At 66.5% G+C, this 16500-nt stretch carries 19 protein-coding genes; 9 read left to right on the top strand and 10 right to left on the bottom strand.

What is annotated here, in order from left to right; genetic code table 11:
* Nucleotides 1–71: 71 nt before the first annotated feature.
* The 5 genes from HL671_RS30720 to HL671_RS30700 form a co-directional block, all read right to left on the bottom strand.
* Entirely contained in the window at nucleotides 72–767 is a 696-nt protein-coding gene (locus HL671_RS30720) for a VIT1/CCC1 transporter family protein (protein WP_172241591.1), read from the bottom strand.
* Nucleotides 768–826: 59 nt separating this feature from the next.
* The gene (locus tag HL671_RS30715) at nucleotides 827–1375 is read right to left on the bottom strand and encodes a cytochrome b (RefSeq protein ID WP_012045490.1); all 549 of its coding nucleotides are present in this window, start codon (nucleotides 1373–1375) and stop codon (nucleotides 827–829) included.
* A gap of 112 nt (nucleotides 1376–1487) precedes the next feature.
* On the bottom strand, nucleotides 1488–2903 hold the full coding sequence (locus tag HL671_RS30710) for a sensor histidine kinase (RefSeq protein WP_012045491.1): 1416 nt from the start codon (nucleotides 2901–2903) through the stop codon (nucleotides 1488–1490).
* Nucleotides 2900–3565: a response regulator transcription factor gene (locus HL671_RS30705; protein ID WP_012045492.1), complete on the bottom strand. Its 666-nt coding sequence runs from the start codon at nucleotides 3563–3565 to the stop codon at nucleotides 2900–2902. The genes HL671_RS30710 and HL671_RS30705 overlap by 4 nt, the downstream gene beginning before the upstream one ends.
* Nucleotides 3566–3871 (bottom strand): PepSY domain-containing protein, encoded by a 306-nt coding sequence (locus HL671_RS30700; RefSeq protein WP_012045493.1) that lies wholly within the window; start codon nucleotides 3869–3871, stop codon nucleotides 3566–3568. It abuts the gene before it with no gap.
* A gap of 353 nt (nucleotides 3872–4224) precedes the next feature.
* Here HL671_RS30700 and HL671_RS30695 point away from each other — a divergent pair, with 353 nt between their 5' ends.
* A complete protein-coding gene (locus tag HL671_RS30695) occupies nucleotides 4225–4467 on the top strand; it encodes a hypothetical protein (protein ID WP_244424118.1) in 243 nt (80 codons plus the stop codon).
* 136 nt (nucleotides 4468–4603) lie between these two features.
* On the opposite strand, the gene arsB is transcribed toward HL671_RS30695, so the two are convergent.
* Genes arsB through HL671_RS30680 form a run of 3 tightly spaced genes read right to left on the bottom strand, consistent with a single transcriptional unit; the run spans nucleotide 4604 to nucleotide 6519 of the window.
* Nucleotides 4604–5632, bottom strand: a complete 1029-nt coding sequence (arsB, locus tag HL671_RS30690; RefSeq protein ID WP_012045495.1) for an ACR3 family arsenite efflux transporter — start codon at nucleotides 5630–5632, stop codon at nucleotides 4604–4606.
* Between the two features lie 4 nt (nucleotides 5633–5636).
* Nucleotides 5637–6164, bottom strand: coding sequence for an arsenate reductase ArsC (locus tag HL671_RS30685; protein WP_172241588.1), 528 nt, complete (start codon nucleotides 6162–6164; stop codon nucleotides 5637–5639).
* Complete coding sequence (locus tag HL671_RS30680; protein ID WP_172241585.1) at nucleotides 6157–6519, bottom strand: ArsR/SmtB family transcription factor; 363 nt, start codon at nucleotides 6517–6519, stop codon at nucleotides 6157–6159. The genes HL671_RS30685 and HL671_RS30680 overlap by 8 nt, the downstream gene beginning before the upstream one ends.
* A gap of 125 nt (nucleotides 6520–6644) precedes the next feature.
* On the opposite strand from HL671_RS30680, the gene HL671_RS30675 reads away from it, so the two are divergent.
* From HL671_RS30675 to HL671_RS30660, 4 genes are all read left to right on the top strand, one after another.
* Nucleotides 6645–6962, top strand: coding sequence for an ArsR/SmtB family transcription factor (locus HL671_RS30675; protein WP_012045498.1), 318 nt, complete (start codon nucleotides 6645–6647; stop codon nucleotides 6960–6962).
* A gap of 48 nt (nucleotides 6963–7010) precedes the next feature.
* Nucleotides 7011–8375: an NAD(P)-binding domain-containing protein gene (locus HL671_RS30670; RefSeq protein ID WP_172241582.1), complete on the top strand. Its 1365-nt coding sequence runs from the start codon at nucleotides 7011–7013 to the stop codon at nucleotides 8373–8375.
* A gap of 24 nt (nucleotides 8376–8399) precedes the next feature.
* Nucleotides 8400–9587, top strand: a complete 1188-nt coding sequence (locus tag HL671_RS30665) for an MFS transporter (protein WP_012045500.1) — start codon at nucleotides 8400–8402, stop codon at nucleotides 9585–9587.
* A 191-nt stretch (nucleotides 9588–9778) separates the two neighbouring features.
* Complete coding sequence (locus tag HL671_RS30660; protein WP_012045501.1) at nucleotides 9779–10435, top strand: TetR/AcrR family transcriptional regulator; 657 nt, start codon at nucleotides 9779–9781, stop codon at nucleotides 10433–10435.
* 4 nt (nucleotides 10436–10439) lie between these two features.
* Here HL671_RS30660 and HL671_RS30655 read toward each other — a convergent pair whose 3' ends face one another.
* The gene (locus tag HL671_RS30655; protein ID WP_012045502.1) at nucleotides 10440–11165 is read right to left on the bottom strand and encodes a GntR family transcriptional regulator; all 726 of its coding nucleotides are present in this window, start codon (nucleotides 11163–11165) and stop codon (nucleotides 10440–10442) included.
* 176 nt (nucleotides 11166–11341) lie between these two features.
* Here HL671_RS30655 and HL671_RS30650 point away from each other — a divergent pair, with 176 nt between their 5' ends.
* From HL671_RS30650 to HL671_RS30635, 4 genes are read left to right on the top strand one after another with little or no spacing between them, the layout of a single operon-like run.
* Nucleotides 11342–12235, top strand: a complete 894-nt coding sequence (locus tag HL671_RS30650; protein WP_172241579.1) for a VOC family protein — start codon at nucleotides 11342–11344, stop codon at nucleotides 12233–12235.
* Between the two features lie 30 nt (nucleotides 12236–12265).
* Nucleotides 12266–13810, top strand: coding sequence for a bifunctional 3-(3-hydroxy-phenyl)propionate/3-hydroxycinnamic acid hydroxylase (locus HL671_RS30645; RefSeq protein WP_172241576.1), 1545 nt, complete (start codon nucleotides 12266–12268; stop codon nucleotides 13808–13810).
* Between the two features lie 31 nt (nucleotides 13811–13841).
* Nucleotides 13842–15167 (top strand): MFS transporter, encoded by a 1326-nt coding sequence (locus HL671_RS30640; RefSeq protein WP_172241573.1) that lies wholly within the window; start codon nucleotides 13842–13844, stop codon nucleotides 15165–15167.
* 14 nt (nucleotides 15168–15181) lie between these two features.
* Nucleotides 15182–16033 (top strand): fumarylacetoacetate hydrolase family protein, encoded by an 852-nt coding sequence (locus HL671_RS30635; RefSeq protein ID WP_172241570.1) that lies wholly within the window; start codon nucleotides 15182–15184, stop codon nucleotides 16031–16033.
* 165 nt (nucleotides 16034–16198) lie between these two features.
* Here the strand turns inward: HL671_RS30635 and HL671_RS30630 are convergent, their stop codons facing one another.
* Entirely contained in the window at nucleotides 16199–16453 is a 255-nt protein-coding gene (locus HL671_RS30630; RefSeq protein ID WP_246706013.1) for a hypothetical protein, read from the bottom strand.
* Nucleotides 16454–16500 lie beyond the last annotated feature (47 nt).

The following is a 16500-nucleotide window of genomic DNA, read 5'->3' as shown; positions in this document are numbered from 1 at the left end:
AACCGTGGCTGCGGAGTTTGGTTCCCGGCAGCGATCGGCTGCGGCCTGGAATCGAGGCTGGCCGCCCTTGCCTACCCGAACAGATGGGCCAGCCAGAATGCGGCGCCGGCGGCGAGGCCGCCGACGAGCGCGGTCTGCAAGGCCGACTTGACCTTGCTGACGCCGGTGAAGTGGCCCTTGATGGCGCCGAAGATCAGCAACGCCGCGCCGGTCGCGATCACGGAGATGCGCAGCGCGCCCGAAATGTCGTGGACCAGCATGTAGGGGATCAGCGGGATCAGCCCTCCGATCACGTAGGAGCCGCCGATCGTCACCGCGCTGACCGGCGCGCGCTTGGGATCGGGACGTTCGAGGCCGAGCTCGAAGCGCATCATGAAGTCGACCCAGCGCTTGCGATCGGCCGCAATCGCCTCGACCACCGTCGTCAGGGCGTCGCCCTTGAGCCCGTAATCTCTGAAGATCGCCGCCACCTCTTCGATTTCCCGACCACGGAGGCGGTCGATCTCGTCATTCTCCCGCCTCTCCTCGGCCGCATAATGTTCGGCGTCGGTCCGGGCCGCGAGATAGCCTCCCAGCCCCATCGCGATCGCACCCGCGACGACCTCGGCGAGGCCGGCCGTCACGATCACGCCGGTCGAGGTGACGGCGGCCGACAAACCGGCCGCCAGCGCAAACGGAACGGTCAGCCCATCCGCCATCCCGATCACCACGTCACGAACGGCTTCTGTGGCGGTGAAGTGCTTTTCGAGATGCGGCGTCGCAGGCATGCAGTCCTCCGGTTCGGTCCTCGACCGAAGCTTCTAGCCTGCCTGTATGACAGGAAGGATCACCGCAGTCCCGGCACCATCCGCTTCAAGGTCCGATCATGCAGCCAATAATGGTGCAGCAGGGCCGCGCCGGCATGCAGGCCGATCAGGATCATCAGGCCGTTGGCCAAGGCCTCGTGCATCTCCTTCATGTCATGGGCGAAGCCGCGATCACCGACCCAGGGCGAGGCGATCTCGAACAGGCCGAACACCGGCAGCCCGTAGCCACGCGCGAACTGGGTGAGAATCCCCAGGATCGGAATTGCGAACATGATGCCGTAGATCAAGAGATGCACGATCTCGCCGGCATGAACGGTCCACGGTCCGAGTTTGGTCGCTTCCGGCGTCGGCGGCGGATCGGCCAGCCGCCACGCCAGGCGCGCCAGCGCGAAGCCGAGCATCGCGAGTCCGAGCGAGACGTGCATGAACAGGCCCATATCATGCGACCCGCGCGGCAGCATGTCGCCGAGATGACCGGATATCCAGGCGGCGGGCACCAGAACTGCGACAATCCAGTGCAGTCCGATCGCGACAGACCCGTAGGTTTTGGCAGAGTTTCGTAGGCGCATGAGACAGATCCTTCGTCGATGCGTGGAGCACCTCCGTGCTGGCGAGCCGAGGCGCGGGGTGGCATGTCCGAGGGATAAAGCAGCGCAGGCGTCGCGGCGCTGACGCGGGACGTCAGCCTGCTGTCAGGATGGACCGCATTTCCTTCCGCTGCCGGCTCGGCGCGGGCCGGCCCGCCGCTGACGTCAGCGCCGGCGCGATGGTGATCCTGGCTCCGCCGAGTTCGGAGCGGCCGATCTGCAACCGCCAGCCATAGGCCTCGAGCACGTCCTGCACGATCGCGAGCCCTAATCCGCTCCCAGGCCCCTGCTCGTCGAGCCGACCACCGCGCTCGAGCACGCGGCCGATCTGCGCATCCGGAATTCCTGGTCCGTCGTCCTCGACGGATACGAACAGCGGGCTCACACTGGCGAAAATGCGAACCGTGCTCACCGCATGTCGCGCGGCGTTCTCCAGGAGATTGCCGAGCACCTCGGCGAGATCGGTGCGATCCATCGCCAAGCGCATGCCCGGAGGCACCGCACCGTCGAAGCTGACGTGAGCGGCGGCCGGCGTGCGGCCGAGCGTCCCCAGCAGGGCATCGACAAGCGGCGCCAGCTCCGTCGCAGCCTCGGGCCCGCCACGCACCTTGCCGCGCAGCCGCGCCAGCGCCAGTTCACGATCGACCTGCCGGCTCATCGCGTCGGCAACATCCTCGACATTGCGTGCGAGCTCCAGCTGGCCGAGCTCCCTCAGTCGGGCGGCGTCCGCCGCCAGCGCCGCGAGCGGTGTCTTGAAGCCATGCGCAAGATCGGCGGCGCGGCTGCGCGACCGCGTGATCTCGCGCTGCTGGGCGTCGAGCAGCGCGTTGACCTCCTCGACCAGCGGCGCCACCTCGGTCGGCACCTCGACCGGAAGATGCCGGCGCTTGCCGCTGCGGATCTCGGCAACGCCCCGGCGCAGCACCGCGAGCGGACGCAGACCGAGACTGACCTGAACCGAGGTGCCCACGGCCAGGATGAACGCGAGCACGGCGAGCGCAATCGAGAGATCCTTGGCGAAGGTGCGCACCGCGCTGGTGGCGCCATCGAGATCGTAGGCCACGGCCGCCCGCACCCGGCTCTGGCGCTCCGGATTCATCAGGATGCCGCGCTCGGCAACCAGCACGCGCGCGCCGTCCGGGCCGGCCAGTTCGTGCTGATGCACGTCGGTCGGCCCCGGCTCATCGATCGGCAGCGGCAGGATCGCGTCCCATAACGAGCGCGAGCGCAGCAGCTGGCCGCGATCGTCCGAGATCTGCCAGTACAGCCCCGACAGCGGCACCGTGAAACGCGGATCCGCCGGCGGGCGGGACACCATGATCCGTCCCTCCGGATCGAGCTCGAGACCGTTCAACAGCTGCCGCAAGTGGATATCGAGGTCGGCGGCGAGCGTCCGCGCGACGTGGCGCTTGAACAGCACGACCATGCCGAAGCCGGCGACACCGAGCGCGACCAGAAGGGCGATGGTGCCCGCCGCCACCAGCCGCAGCCGCAGCGAGCCCCACCTCATTCAGCCGTCTCCGGGATCATGTAGCCGAAACCGCGCCGGGTCTCGATGATCTCGGCGCCGAGCTTCTTGCGCACGCGCCGGATCAGCACCTCCAGCGCGTTGGAGTCGTGATCATGGCCGAGGCCATAGACATTCTCCTCCAGCTCATGCTGCGGCACGACCCGGCCGCTCTGCCGCAGCAGATAGGCAATGAGACGATATTCCAGCTGAGACAGCGGCACCGGCACGCCGGCTAGGCTGACCTTCATCTGGCGCTCGTCGAGCATGAGATCGCCGGACGAGAGCACCGGAGCGGCATGGCCGGCGGAGCGCCGCACGATCGCCCGCAGCCGCGCGAGCAGCTCCTCGTTGCGAAACGGCTTCGGCAAATAATCGTCGGCGCCGGCATCGATACCGTCGACCCGCTCGGCCCAGCTCGCACGTGCCGTCAGGATCAGCACCGGCATGTGCCGACCGGCCGTGCGCCAGCGCTTCAGGACCGAGAGGCCGTCCATGCCCGGCAGGCCCAGATCGAGCACCACGGCACCGTAATCCTCGGTATCGCCGAGAAACCAGGCCTGCTCGCCATTATCGGATGTCTCGACCAGATAACCTGCCGCCTGCAGCGTCCGCGACAGGTCGGACGACAGCCGCGGATCATCCTCGACCAGCAGCACACGCATCTACTTTTCCTCGATCCGCTCGATCTCGCCGCTGCGCGCATCGACATAGACATCGCGCACGCGGCCATCCCGGCCGATGATGCGAAACTCATAGCGCCAGCGGCCGCGCTGGCGCTCGACGTCGACGCCGGTCACATCCCCGGCAATCCGGCTGCGCAGCTTGGGAAGAATCTGCGACAGCGGCATGGCATCGCCAGATTCAACCGCGCGGCGCATCGCGTCGCGACGCTCGCGATCGTCCTCGCGCGCGACCGTCGCCGCCGATGCCGCCGTCGAGATCAACATCGCCAGCATCATGATGCGCATGAACTGTCCAATTTGAGGCAAATGCATGGACTTCCTGGGACGTAGCGCCTTGGTTATCGAAGTTATCGAAACGGTCATGGCTTGCACCGCTCCCGGTTGCCGAACTCGGATCGCGGCGCATTTGCAAATGCTAGGGAGCTGGTACGGATATTAGTTTGATTTTCCGATGTCGGAATTGAGCTCAACCAATGCAGGCGGCGAAATGTCGTCCACAGCGGCATCCTGCCCCAGGGAAGCTTACAATTCGCTGACGCCGCGCGACAGGCTACGGTAAGGGTCGGTGCGACACAATCCTACCGGCGCGGGTATCGACGGCTGTATCGATGCCTGCCCTGGTCATGAGGAGGGTAGTCGTGCGGGATATTTTGACACTCGCCACGCTGGTGGCGGGACTTGGCGGCATGCTGGCCTTTACCTTGGCTGCAGCAGATGGCTCCCCCAATCTCGTGCCCGTGGCCCGCATCGATCCAGCTGGACCGGCCTACTTGCAATTGGCGGCGCTGCACACCTTGCCGGAGGAGCCAGACCTGCGTTACGAACCCAGCAAGCGAGATCATGAAGGTGACGATGACGACGAGGACGAGCCGCGCCGCTGAGACGGCCCGCTGGGTCGCTCGGCCTCGATCATGAGGCGTTTCCACAAAAACGCATCAGATCTCACTCTTGTTCGAGCATGATCGGTTCGGAGCACCGGTTTCCGCTTTTCCGGATCCTGCACCAAGTGAGACGTCGCTACGCCGCCTGTCCCGCTTCGTACCAGCCGCGGCTCGCCTTGACGATGCGCACGACCGACAGCATCACGGGGACCTCGACCAGAACCCCGACGACCGTCGCCAGAGCGGCACCAGAATCGAGCCCGAACAGGCTGATCGCAGCCGCGACCGCCAGCTCGAAGAAATTGCTGGCGCCGATCAAGGCGGCCGGCGCGGCGACGCACCAGGCAACCCCGAGGCGACGGCTCAACCAATAGGCAATGCCCGCATTGAGATAGACCTGGATCAGGATCGGCACGGCCAGGATCGCAATGACCACGGGTTGCCTGAGAATCTGCTGGCCCTGGAAGCCGAACAGCAGCACCAGCGTCGCCAACAACGCGACCAGCGAGACCGGCTGCAAAACCTGCAAGGTGCGCTCTAACGCCCCGTGTTTCGTCCGCAGCAAGGCCGCTCGCCAAAGCTGAGCGACGATGACCGGCACCACGATGTAGAGCAGCACCGACAGCAATAGCGTGGTCCAGGGCACCGTGATCGAGGCGACGCCGAGCAGCAGGCCGACCAGTGGCGCGAACAGAAACACCATGATGACGTCGTTCAGCGCGACCTGGCTCAACGTGTAATGCGGCTCACCCTCGCAGAGATTCGACCACACGAACACCATGGCCGTGCATGGCGCGGCGGCGAGCAGGATGAGACCGGCGATGTAGGACGACAATTGCCCGGGCGGCAACATCGGCGCGAAGACATGGCCGATAAAGACGCTGCCGAGCAGCGCCATCGAAAACGGCTTGATGGCCCAGTTCACAAGCAAGGTGACGCCGATGCCGCGCCAATGCGCCTTGACACCGCCGAGCGCGGCAAAATCGATCTTCAACAGCATCGGGATGATCATCAGCCAGATCAGGGCCGCCACCGGCAAGTTGACCCGGGCGATTTCCGCCGCCGCCACCGCCGCGAAGACGTCCGGCATCAGATGGCCAAAGCCGATGCCCGCAACGATGCAGAGCAGGACCCAGATCGTCAGATAGCGCTCGAACACTGTCATCGGATCACGCGACGTCGGAGCGCGAGGATGTAGCCCCCTCACGGGTTCCGATCTCGCGCAGCCGCGTCCCCAGCGACAGCCTGTCGATGCGATCGAGCGGCAGCTGGATGAAGGCGCCGATGCGGTTGTTCAGATAGCGGAAGGCGGTGGTGAACGCGGCGAGCCGCTCCAGCTCCGTACCTTCGGCCGCCGCCGGATCCTCGATGCCCAAATGCGCCGTCATCGGCTGCCCCGGCCAGATCGGGCAGGCCTCGCCGGCCGCGGCGTCGCAGACGGTGAAGACGAAGTCCATCACCGGCGCGCCCGCGACGGCGAACTCGCTCCAGCTTTTGGAACGCAGATCATCGGTCGGATAATCCATGCGCGCGAGCAGCTCGATCGCCAGTGGATGCACAGCGCCCTTCGGCGTACTGCCGGCCGAAAACGCGCGGAAGCGGCCGGCGCCCTGCTTGCGCAGGATCGATTCCGCAAGAATCGAGCGCGCCGAGTTTCCGGTGCAGAGAAACAGCACATTGTAGATGCGATCAGGCACGGCTCTTGTCCTTGCGTTTGGGCGGACAGCACGGGGTGAGGCTCTCAATCACGGGGGCGCAGATCTCAGGCCGGCCACCGCAACAATCCTGCAGGAGGAACAAGGTGACCGCTTGGAGCTCAGTAAGATCGGCGCGGTACACAATCGAGCGGCTGTGCCGCTGGGAGCGGACGAGCCCGGCGCGGGCGAGCACCGCCAGATGTGCCGACAGCGTGTTCTGCGGCACCTCAAGTAGGCGCGCGAGCTCGCCCGCCGGCAGCCCCTGCGGCTCGTTCTGCACCAGCAGGCGGAAAGCCTGCAGCCGGGTCGGCTGAGCCAGCGCGGCCAAAGCAAGGACGGCTTGTTCGTCTTCCATATATCCAGAATTACCGATATAATGACCGGAGGTCAAGCCTCCCAGACTGGCACTCTCACCCGCTATTTCGAATATTCTAGAAATAGCGTTGACTCCCACCGGCCGCGTGCGGCAAGCTTGGGACCATGAAGCTCGACGATGCCGCCGCCCGCCTGGAAGCCCTCGGCAACACCACGCGCCTGAAGATCTACCGGGCGCTGGTGCGCGCCGGTCATGCCGGCATGCCGGTCGGTCGACTGCAGGAGCGGCTGAAGATCCCCGCGTCCACACTGTCGCATCACGTCAAGACGCTGGTCGCGGTCGGGCTGATTTCGCAACTGCGCGAGGGCACCACCCTGGTCTGCCATGCCGAGTACGACATGATGCGCTCACTGGTCGGATTTCTGGTCTCGGAATGCTGCGTGGACGAAAGCGGCTGTGGCTCGGCCAGACCGGCGGCGTGATCATTTGCCTCATTATTCGATCATTCTAGAAATATAAAAGGATAAGCCATGACGGGAGTAAAGACGATCGCGATCATCGGCGCCGGGCCGGTCGGACTCGCGGCTGCGGCGCATGCGCTCGCGCGCGGCCTGTTACCTGTAGTGCTCGAAGCAGGTCCGGAGGCTGCCCATGCGATCCGGCAATGGCAGCATGTGCAGCTATTCTCGCCGTGGAAATACAACATCGATACGGCGGCGGCGCGGCTGCTCTCCGCGACCGGATGGACTCCGCCCGCTCCCGAGGTCTATCCGACCGGGCGCGAACTGATCGAGGCGTATCTTGCGCCGCTGGCGACCCGCACGGCGCTGCGCGAGGTCGTGCATACCTCGCATCGCGTCACCGCGATCAGCCGCGTCGGCTTCGACAAGGCCAAGTCGAAAGGACGCGCGGCGGTGCCGTTCGAGGTCCGCTATCGCAACGGCGACGGCGAGGCGGCCATGCAGGCCGATGCCGTCATCGACGTGTCCGGGACCTGGTTCTCGCCCAATCCGGCCGGCAGCAATGGCCTGCCCGCGCGCGGCGAGATCGACCATCGCAACCATATCGCCTATGCAATGCCCGACGTGCTGAACGCGCAGCGCGGCCGCTATGCCGGCAGGACCGTCGCGGTGCTCGGCAGCGGCCATTCGGCGATCGGCACGCTGATGGAGCTCGCCGCCCTCGCCGAAGAGGCGCAGGGAACGCAGGCGATCTGGCTGCTGCGCGGCGACGATCCGACGCGCGCTTTTGGCGGCGGCAGCGCCGACCAGCTCGCCGCACGCGGCGAGCTGGGCATGGCGTTTGCGGCGCTGGTGCGTTCAGGACGCATCCGGCTCGAGACCGGATTTCATGTGACGCAGATCGCCGGACAGGATGGCCAGTTGCAGGTCGTCGCGAGCAGCGGCCGAACCGTCAGCACCGACGAGTTGATCGTGGCCACCGGCTTCCGCCCCGACCTGTCGCTGCTGTCGGAGTTGCGCGTCCGGCTCGATCCGGCGATCGAGGCTCCGGTGGCGCTGGCCCCGCTGATCGATCCGAACGAACATTCCTGCGGCACGGTCCGGCCGCACGGCGCACGCGAGTTGGCGCAAGCCGATGAGCCGGGTCTCTACCTCGCCGGCATGAAGAGCTATGGCCGGGCGCCGACATTCCTGATGATGACCGGCTATGAGCAGGTCCGCTCGATCACCGCAGATATCGCCGGCGACAAGGCGGCGGCCGCACGGGTCGAGCTGCAACTGCCCGAGACCGGTGTCTGCACCCGCGGCGGACTGGAGAGCATTGCTGCCTTGTCCGGCTGCTGTGGCGGCCCTGCTCCGTCGCGCGTAGACAGTTGTTGCGCGGACGACGCCAAGGCCAAGGCGGCGGGGCGCGCGGGCTGCGGCTGCTCGTAACGCGAACTGGCGAAAGATCTGACAATGCAGGCACGACGGCTGGGCGTGGTCATCGCTCTCGGCACCGCCCAGACCCTGGCCTGGGGCTCGAGCTACTATCTGCCGGCGATCCTGGCCGATCCGATCGCCCGGGATCTCGGCCTGTCCAACAACTGGTTCTTCGCCGCGTTCTCCGCCTCGCTGATCATCTCCGGCCTGTTGGGTCCGCGGATCGGCCGCCAGATCGATCGCGTCGGGGGCCGGCAGGTGCTGTGTGCCTCCAACATCGTGCTCGCGATCGGACTCGCGTTGCTCGGCCTGTCGCATTCGCTCTGGGTGATGGCAGTGGCGTGGCTGTGGCTCGGCGTTGGCATGGGGCTCGGCCTCTATGACGCCGCGTTCGGCACGCTCGGGCGCATCTATGGCAAGGACGCCCGCGGCGCGATCACCGGCATCACCCTGATCGCCGGCTTCGCCTCGACGGTCGGCTGGCCGCTGAGCACCTGGGGGCTGGCGACGATCGGCTGGCGCGAGACCTGCTTTGCCTGGGCCATCGCGCATCTCGTCATCGGCCTGCCGCTCAATCTCTCGCTGCCGCGCGCGACGCAGATCGCGGCGGGCGAGGAGCAGACCACCAAGCCGAAGATCCCGCTCGACCGCCCGATGGTCCTGATCGCCTTCGCGATGGCCGCGGCCTGGACGGTGACCGCGGCGATGGCCGTGCATCTACCGCGGCTGATGCAGGCGTTCGGCGCGACGCCGGCGCAGGCCTTGTTTGCGGGGATGATGATCGGGCCGGCGCAGGTCGCCGCGCGCGTGGTCGAGGCCGGCTTTCTCAGCCGCTTTCATCCGCTCGCCTCGGCGCGGCTGGCCTGCATCACCCATCCGATCGGCGCCCTGACCATCGCGCTGTTCGGCGGCGGAGCGGCCGCGGCGTTCGCGCTGCTGCACGGCTCCGGCAATGGCATCCTGACCATCGCCCGCGGCACGCTGCCACTCGCGATCTTCGGCCCGGCCAACTACGCCTACCGGCTCGGCCTGATCGGCGCACCATCGCGGATCTGCCAGGCCTTTGCGCCGCTGGTGTTCGGCCTGCTGATCGACGCGCTCGGCCGAATGGTGCTGCTCGTCTCAGCGAGCCTCAGCCTGTCGGCGCTGGCGGCGTTGATGCTGCTCTCGGCAGAGCGCGCAGACACGCCGATGCCGAGCCCTGCGCCTGACAAGGCGGCCTGAGCGTTGGCGGATGCAGGGGGTCCACAGCCGTATTCAGCGGTCTGGCGGGCGAGGACGCCCTGGAAGGGCGATGCAAGGCGATACTGGCCAAAGCCCGCGCCGCAGCAGCGCCCTTGATTGATCAATCCCGGCTGGTGTGCCAAAGAGGGCTGAAATCTCAACGAGCTCGATAGAAAGCGATGGCAGATCGGATGGCAGTTCCCAAGACGGCGCGTGGCAAGGTCGGGCGGCCGCCGCTCGAACGGGCTGGCGAGGTCGAGGAGCGCATTCTCGATGCCGCCAAGACGGTGTTCCTGGCCCATGGCTTCGAAGGGGCGAGCGTCGACGTGATCGCGCAGACCGCCCGCGCCGGAAAGCCCACGATCTATGCGCGCTTCCCCAGCAAGGCGGCGCTGTTCGCGGCGGTCATCGGCCGTCAGGCCGCGAACAACACACAATATGAGAATCTGGTGCCGCAGGGCCGCACCTTCCGCGCGCGGCTCGTCAACCTCGCTGTGACGCTGATCGAACGCGCCTTTGCGGACGAGACGATCGGCCTGATGCGCACGGCCATTGCCGAGAGTCCGCGCTTTCCCGACCTCACGCTGGAAGTCCAGGATTCGGCGCGCCAGCGCGCCACGCGCAATGTCGGCCATGTCATCGCCGAGTTGGCGCGGGCAGAGGGGCTGTACGGCAGGGGCGCGTTCGCGGCGGAGCGGATCGAGGAGACCGCAAGGATCTTCATCGACCTCGCAGTCTTCTCCATGCTGTTTCGCGCCCTGCTCGGTGAGGACGTGCGCGCGCTGAAGAAGGAAGCGCAGACCTATGTCGAAGAGCGCGTCGACTTCTTCCTGGCCGCATCAACGTGAGCAACTACTCACCTTTCCCGGGGCCGCGGTCTCGCAGCTCCGGAAAGATGGTCTCGTCCTGCAGGATGACGTCGGCGGTGCGCTGGTAGTGCGCCGTCAACAGCTGCACCGCGCGCTCGATATCCCCGTTCAGGACCGTCTCGACGATCGCAGCGTGCTCGTCGCCGACCGCGCGTGACGGAAACGCCTTGCGGATCGACAGCCGCCGATAGCGGTAGAGCTGGTCGGCGAGCTGGCCGCAGAAGCCGATCAGGGATTGCGAGCCGCAGTTCGAAATCAGGACGCGGTGATAGATGCGGTGCAGCCGCTCCCACTCCGGATTGTCCTCGAACGCGGTGGCATTGAGCGAGCGCGGCGCCCGGCTGAGGCGATGCTGGGCCAGCACCAGTTGCTCCTCCCATTGCGGCGTCGCCGCCGCCATCGACTCGCGCAATGCCAGCGCCTCGACCCAGCAGCGCGTCTTGGTCAGTTCGGCGAGCTCGGCGCGGCTGATGTCCTTGACGTAGAAGCCGCGCTGCTCGCGCACCTCGACCAAGCCGTCAGCTGTCAGCCGGTTGAGCGCCTCGCGCAGCGGTGTCTGCCCGGTCTGATAGGTCTCGGTCAGGAAACGCATCTGCAGCTTGCGCGACGGTGCGAGCCGCCCGGACAGCAGGTCCTCGCGCAGCCGATCATAGACATGGCTTGCCTGGGTCGCCGGGACCTGCCCCTCGACAGCTACCGCTGCGTCCACGTTCGATCTCCTCTGAATCGCGCAACATATATAGAGCCCGATCCGAGAACGTAAAATTTATAAATTCTGGTTGATTCCGATTTTTTATGTAATAAAACGCTCCAGCCGGCTCGCTGGCCCACGGCATAAAGAAACATGGCGCGTCGCCTCAGGTGATTGCGCGGGAGGACACGCTCATGACCCGGTTTCCGGTCACGGCTCTGCGCAGCGTCGATCTCGGCACGCCCGATCTCGCACGCTCGGAAGCGTTCTATCGGGAGGTCTGGGGGCTGGAGCGCGTCGGGACGGCAGATGGCGTCGTCTATCTACGCGCAACGGGACGCGATCATCACGTCGTCGCGCTGCATCGGAGCGCGCGCACCGAGCTGAGAGCGGTGACCTTCCGCGTTGCCGACGCCGATGACTTCGAGGCGATCTCTCGCAATGCCATTGAACAAGGCGCGACGCTGATCGCCGCGCCGGCGGCGAATGTGGCGCCCGACGGCGGGACGATCATGACGCTCCGCAGCCCCGAGGGCGGCCTGCTGCGCTTTGTCCATGGCGATATCAGGCACGATGCCAGGCCGTCACGGCCTGAGCTCCCCGAGCGGCTGGCCCACGTCAATCTCAACAGCACCGATGTCGATCGCACCGCCGCATTCTACGCGCGGGCGCTCGGCTTCAAGCTGACCGACCGCTCGGCGGCGATGGCGTTCGTTCGCTGCAATTCCGACCACCATGCTGTCGTGATCGCCGCGGCCAAGGTCAATGGACTCAACCACGTCGCCTTCCTGATGCCGACCTGGGAGGGCGTGATGCGCGGATCGGGCCGCATGATCGATGCCGGCTATCCGATCGCCTGGGGCGTCGGCCGCCATGGCCCGGGCGACAATGTGTTTGCCTATTTCATCGATCCCGTCGGCACCGTCATCGAATACACCGCCGAGGTGCTGCAGGTCGACGACGACTATGTCGTGCGCGGGCCCGAGCATTGGGTCTGGCCGCCCGGCCGCACCGATCAATGGGGCATCGCGCCGCCCAAGGCCGAACACGTCAAGGCCGCGCAGCTCGCGGTCGGCTTCGCCGCCTGATCCTTCTTCACGCCGAGAGCGCCGGGACTCATGTCATTCATGTCAGACGCAAACCATTATCAGGTCGTCATCATCGGCTTCGGTCCGACCGGCGCCATCGCGGCGAGCCTGCTCGGCCGCGACGGCATCACGACGCTCGCGATCGACCGCGCCCGCGAGATCTACGACAAGCCGCGCGCGATCGCGCTCGATCATGAGATCATGCGGCTGTTCGACAATCTCGGCATCGCCGAGCAGGTGAGCCGCTACGTCGCGCCGTTTCCGGCATCGGAGCATTTCGGCGCCCAGGGCCAGTTGATCCGGCGCATCGACATGATCGGTGAGCCCTACCCGCTCGGCTACACGCCGAGCATGGTGTTCACGCAGCCGCCGGTCGAGCAGGTGATGCGCGACTATGTCGCCGGCCTTCCGTCCGTGACGGTCGAGCTCGGCACGACCCTGGTCGACATCCGCCAGGACGCGAACGCCGCCACCGTCGTGTTGACACGCGAGGACGGCGCCACGCGCGAGGTCACGGCCGACTACGTCATCGCCTGCGACGGCGCTTCCAGCACCGTGCGCCAGAAGCTCGGCATCACCTTCGATGATCTCGACTTCGACGAACCCTGGCTGGTCGTCGACATCAGGGTCAACGACAGCGGCGTGCGCAAGCTGCCGGCAACCGCGGCCCAATTCTGCAATCCGGCGCGCCCGACCACCTACATTCTCGGCCCCGGCAACCATCGGCGCTTCGAGATCATGCTGCGGCCGGGCGAAGACCGCCATGCGATGGCGCAGCCGGAGCACGTCTGGCAGCTGCTGTCGCCCTGGCTCGCGCCGCAAGACGGCCAACTCTGGCGCGCGGCGAGCTACCGCTTCCATGCGCTGGTCGCGAGCCGCTGGCGCCAGGGCCGCGTGCTGCTCGCGGGCGACGCCGCGCATCAGCAGCCGCCCTTCATCGGCCAGGGCATGTGCCAGGGGCTGCGCGATGCCGCCAATCTCTGCTGGAAGCTCAGCCGCGTGCTGCGCGGACAGTCGCGCGAAACGTTGCTCGACAGCTATGAGGCCGAGCGCAGCACCCATGTGCGCGAGCTCACCACCCGCATCAAGGCGATCGGCCGCGTCATCTGCGAGCAGGATCCGGCAGCCGCCGCGGCCCGCGATGCGCGCATCCTCGCCGAGGGCGGCGGCGTGCCGCGCACCATCACCCGTCAGGAGATCGTGCCGCCGCTGACCACCGGCCTGCTGGCGACCAAGCCGAACGCGGCCAACGGCACGCTGTTTCCGCAGCCCTGGATTCTGTGCGACGGCGAACGGGCCCTGCTCGATCGGTTGGCCGGCGCCGGATGGCGGCTGATCCTCGACGGACGCAGCGAGCTCCGCGCGAGCGATGCTGCAACCGGCGCGGCCGGCATCCATACGGTCAGTATCGGCGGCAGCGGCCTGCCCGAAGAAAGCGGCGTGGTCGCACGCTGGTTCGAGCGCCACGGCTGCAGCGCCGCGCTGGTCCGGCCCGACCATTATGTTTACGGCGTCGCCAAGGACACGCCGGAACTCGCGGCACTGCTGAGCGAGCTGACCGAACGACTGAACTAATCACAACAAGAATATCAAACGGGGAAGCGCCATGACGACATCAACCGAGGCCAGAAGCGGACTGATGGGAGGACGTGCGATCGCCGTCCTCATCATGCTGTTCCTGTTCCAGACGCTCAACTTCTTCGACAAGCTGGTGTTCGGCCTGTCGGCCGTGCCGATGATGAAGGAACTGGGCTTGAGCCCGAAGGAGTTCGGCCTGATCGGCAGCAGCTTCTTTCTGTTGTTCTCGCTGTCCGGCATGGCGGTTGGCATGTTCGTCGTCGGACGTTTTCCGGTGAAATGGCTGCTCTTGATCATGGCCGGCGTGTGGTCGGCGACGCAGCTCCCGATCTTCTTCTCGAGCTCGATCGCCGTGCTGGTGCTCTGCCGCATCATCCTCGGTGCCGGCGAAGGCCCGGGCCTGCCGACCGCGCTGCATGCCTGCTACAATTGGTTTCCAGCCGACCGGCGCAGCGTGCCGAGCGCCGTCGTGTTGCAGGGCATCAGCGTCGGTCTCCTGGCCGGCGGTCCGATCCTGACCTATGTCATCGTCAATTACGGCTGGCGCACCGGCTTCCTGTTCTGCGGCCTGCTTGGTCTCGTCTGGATGGCCGGCTGGTTCTTCATCGGCGGCGAAGGCCCCTATTCGGCCGCGCACGGCCCTGAAGCCACGGCCGCCAAGGACAAGGCGCTGCCCGTGCGCGTGCTGTGGGGCGATGCGACCGTGATCGGCGTCATCATCATGTCCACCGCGTCGTACTGGATCGTCGGCATGTCCGCGACCTGGCTGCCGCCCTTTCTGCAGCTCGGGCTCGGCTACAAGCAGGTCGACGTCGGCTGGATCATCTCGGGCATCTATCTGTTCCAGTCGCCGCTGCTGCTCGGCGGCTCCTGGCTGACGCAATATCTGCAGCGCAAGGGGTTCAGCCTGCGCGCCTGCCTCGGCCATGCCTCGGGCCTGGCATTGCTCGCCGCCGGATGCGCGCTGCTGCTCAGCATCGTCACGACAGGCCCGCTGCAGCTCGCCTGCGTCGCGATCGCGTTCGCCGCGCCCAGCCTCACCACGATCTTCGGCCCGGTCGCGCTCGGCGCGATCGCGCCCGCCGTGCAGCGCGGCCGGCTGATCGTCGTGATCTACTCCGGCAATGCTGCCTCGGCGCTGGTCTCCAACGCGCTCACCGGCTGGATCGTCGGCGAGGCCGGCAGCAACGTCCCGCTCGGCTATGCCCATGCCATGACCTTCACCGCCGGCGTGCTGATCACCGGCGCCATCTCGGCCTTTGCGCTGATCTTCCCGGAGCGCACGATTGCGCGCTTCGCGAGGACGACGCAGGACCCGTCTTCCTCCTCCGCCGTCGCGGCGGCCTCGACCTGACCAAAGGACATCAGATGAAATTTGCAAGCTTCACAATTCACGACGCGCCGTCCTGGGGACTGGTCGAAGGTGACGAGATCGCCGATCTCGGGGCCCTCCTGCGCGACCGCTTCCCAGACCTGAAATCGGCGATCGCGGCCAACGCGCTGACGGAGGCGGCGGCTGCGGCGGCCAAGGCCACACGGCATGCGCTCTCAACGATCACCTTCCTGCCGGTGATCCCGAACCCGGACAAGATCCTGTGCATCGGCTTGAACTACGAGACCCACCGCAAGGAGACCGGTCGCTCGGAGGTCGAGAATCCCACGGTGTTCGGCCGCTTCGCCAACAGCCAGACCGGGCACCTCCGCAATATCATCCGCCCGCGCGTCTCGACCGATCTCGATTTCGAGGGCGAGCTCGCCGTGATCATCGGTAAGCCCGGCCGCTATATTCCGCGCAGCGAGGCCTTCCAGCACATCGCCGGCTATGCCTGCTACAATGAGGGCAGCGTGCGTGACTTCCAGCGCCACACCCATCAGTTCACACCGGGCAAGAATTTCCCCGACACCGGCGCCTTCGGCCCCTGGATGGTCACATCGGACGAGATCGACGATCTCGGCCCGCTCAAGCTGCAGACCCGGCTCAATGGCGAGGTGGTGCAGGAGGCGACGATCAGCCAGATGATCTTCGATATCCCGCGCCAGATCGAATATTGCTCGTCCTTCACCCGGCTCGAGCCGGGCGACGTCATCGCCACCGGTACGCCCGGCGGCGTCGGCTCCCGCCGCACGCCCCCGCTCTGGATGAAGCCCGGCGACGTCGTCGAGGTCGAAATCGACCGTATCGGCCTGTTGCGCAACGGCATCGCGGACGAACAGGCCTGAGCGCGACGTGATCATGTCGGGTAGGCAAAGCCGCCGCCAAGCGGCAGCGTGCCCCGCCTGGCAGAGAGATACTCCGGACCAACGAGCCGTCCGGCGCACTGTACAATGCAGCGCCCTCGCCCCTTGTGGGAGAGGGCCTGTTCATCACCACCGTAGTCGCGCTCCTCAATGTGCCATGGCCGGGCCGCCGCCGAGCTTGACCTTGCGCAAGGTGAGCGCCAGCGGAATCGCCGACAGCGAAATCAGCATCAAGGCCCAGTAGACGTCGACATAAGCGAGCAGCGACGACTGCATCTGTACGGTCTGGCCGATCCATGCGATCGCCTGCTGCTGCGCCTGGACGAGCGAACTGCCATGGGCGGTGAAGTAGTTCGTCATCTGATGCAGAGTGTCCTGATAGGCCGGGTTCGACGGAATCACGGTCTCCACTAGGGCGTGGACTCATAAACCCTGGTCCAGAGGCGGGT

Source organism: Bradyrhizobium denitrificans, assembly GCF_013179005.1.
Classification (GTDB): Bacteria; Pseudomonadota; Alphaproteobacteria; order Rhizobiales; family Xanthobacteraceae; genus Bradyrhizobium; species Bradyrhizobium denitrificans.
The sequence above is the reverse complement of the archived record's forward strand: the minus strand, read 5'-3'. Positions and strand labels throughout refer to the sequence as shown.